This window comes from Micromonospora sp. CNZ297 (assembly GCF_007827625.1).
The window spans coordinates 1-2,542 of record NZ_VISU01000063.1 but is presented as its reverse complement, the minus strand read 5'-3'; the positions used below and the strand labels follow the sequence as shown (position 1 = coordinate 2,542).

At 66.5% G+C, this 2,542-nt stretch carries 1 protein-coding gene and 1 pseudogene; both read left to right on the top strand.

Features of this window, described 5'->3' with window-relative positions:
* The first annotated feature begins 661 nt into the window (after positions 1-661).
* Positions 662-1,375, top strand: a complete 714-nt coding sequence (locus FB454_RS34670) for a DUF6338 family protein (RefSeq protein WP_186461724.1) — start codon at positions 662-664, stop codon at positions 1,373-1,375.
* Between the two features lie 65 nt (positions 1,376-1,440).
* Positions 1,441-2,451, top strand: a pseudogene (locus FB454_RS34665) (IS701 family transposase); the annotation flags it as partial.
* Positions 2,452-2,542: the final 91 nt, after the last annotated feature.

Sequence of the window (2,542 nt, the reverse complement as noted above, 5' to 3'; positions counted from 1 at the left end):
GGCAGTCTACGGTGGACGATCGTGTACTCTGACGCCTGATCCGCATCTGCGGTCCTAGCTGCGCAAACACGGTCAACGGAAGTGCGGCTGGAGTAATAGCGCAGGAATCGAATAGGTGTACTCCACCCGTGGTCGACGCGGACTGCGACACACGGCCAAAGCGGGCCACGTTCCCGTGACTCGCCCCGGTTGGTCCGCGCAGCGGACTACGGCGGCGCCAGGTACGGGCCGGCTTCCGGCTCGGGTCGCTGGGCCCGATGTCGGACAGGACCACGATGCCGTCCTCGTCGCTCAGCGACCTGCCGCTACCCGCGCTTCAACCCGTGTCCTGACCCCGGCTCAGGTCCGCACCCTGAAGAACCTGCTCGCCGGCTGCCCGCTCTCACCAGCACAAGGGTCCCACGAGACCGCCTTGCCCCACCGCTCTGCGGTGCCGTCGGTGAACACGGGGCGCCGGAGTGTACGCTGCATGCATTCAGGAGGGACGATGGCAGATAGCACCGACCGCACGAAGCGGATGACCATGGACACCCGCCCGGATCACACATTTGGCGAACGCGGACAGAAGCTGGCACCCGGAGCAACCCCGGCACAGCCGGCGACGTCGCGTCCGAAACCGCCGCCCCCCGACTCCGGGGCCAAGGTCACCAAAGAGGAATAGTTGATCCCGACGTCGGCGATTGGGCTGGTGCTGTTCGTCACGCTACTTTCTCCCGGACTCGCGTACGTCCTGCGGCACGAGCAGGTCGTCCCAGCGCAGTCGCTCTCGGCGTTCCGTGAGACGTTGCGCGTCGTCTTCATGAGCGTCGTCTGCCTGACCGCGACGGGACTGCTGTTCGCAGTGTTGCGTTTTTTCTTGCCCAGGCACACGCCCAACGTGCGCGGGTTGATCCGGGACCCGAACGACTTTGCGCGCGAGCATCACGTTCAGCTGGCGTGGTGGGCGCTTGGGCTGCTTGCATTCGCCACGCTGCTCGGCGCCCTGGCAGCCGACCCGCGCGCCGTGGCGGCGCTCCAGAGGGCTAAAGCCAAGAAGTGGTACAAGCGACTCACCGGCTACAGCCAGACGACCATCCTCGATGTCTCCGCTTGGTACCGAACGATTGAGCTACACCGGCACGACGCCGAGGTGCTGGTCGTTGGGGCGCAGCTCGACAGCGGCGCCTACGTGCAGGGAGATCTTTTCACGTACAGCGTTGCCAGCAGGGAAGACGAGCACAGGGACCTCGTTCTCACGGCCCCGATCGAGCTCCGCACCGCTGATGGTGTGACCCACACGCTCGATGTGAAGTACAGCGTCATCTCAGCACGGCACATCGTTCGACTCGACGTAACCCCCGTGCAGCCAGAGCCCGTCGACGAACCCGAGGGCTAGTAGTGCTTTGTTAGGTCGGCGTGTCGCTGATTCGTCGGAGTGGTTTGGGGTAGTTCGATGTTGCGGTGACCCCTGACGAGCTTTCCCTTGTGCGGCAACGGCTTGAGGCGTTCGCCGTGGACGTGTTCACCCCGTTGGTGCGGTCGGATCAGCGGGCCAAGGGTGAGACGTATCTGCGAGGGCTGCTGCTGGACGGGCGGCGTAAGTCGATGCAGCCGATGGCGCAGCGGCTGGGGGTGGATCATCAGGGGTTGCAGCAGTTCGTGACGACCTCGACGTGGGACACCACGGCGGTGCGGATGCGGCTGGCCCGCCGGGCCCTCGAGGTGGTCAAGCCGGTGGCGTGGGTGGTCGACGACACCGGTTTTCCGAAGGACGGCAAGAGCTCGCCGGGGGTGGCCAGGCAGTACTCCGGCACGTTGGGCAAGGTGGCGAACTGCCAGATCGGGGTGAGTGTCCACGCCGTCACCGACACCGCATCGTGCCCTCTGGACTGGCGGCTGTTTCTCCCGACGTCGTGGGACGACCAAGCCGTTGACGAGGCCGACCGGCCCGGGGTGGCCGCTCGCCGGCGCCGCTGCGGGATCCCTGCCGACGAGCGTCATCGGCCGAAGTGGTCGCTAGTCGTGGAGATGCTCGACGAGCTGGCCGACCACGGCCTGCGCCCACCGCTACTGGCCGCTGATGCCGGCTACGGCGACAACAGCCAGTTCCGCAGCGCCCTGGACGAACGTGGGATCGGCTACATCATGCAGGTCAAAGGCGACGCCCTCGCCCACAAGCCAGACGTGCGGCCAGTCGAGCGGGTGTGGTCCGGGCGGGGCCGCCCACCCACCCGCACCGAGCCGCGCTACCCCAAGACAGCGATCAGCTTGGTAGAACACGTCCGCGCCGCCGGACACGACACGGCGGAGACGATCACCTGGCGGGAAGGCTCGAAAGGCACCATGAGCTCCCAGTTCATCTTCCTGCGAGTCCGCCCGGCCGGGCACCGCGTCACCCGCGACACCGACGGCACCCTGCCGCAGCGGTGGCTGATCGCCCAGTGGCCCGACAACGAGGCCGAGCCGGTTGAGCTACCCCCGCTTTCATGGAGCTTCTTGATCATGGTCTGATGGCCGTGGGGAGGAAGTTGTCCGTGGCAGCACCGAAGAAGTACCCCGATGA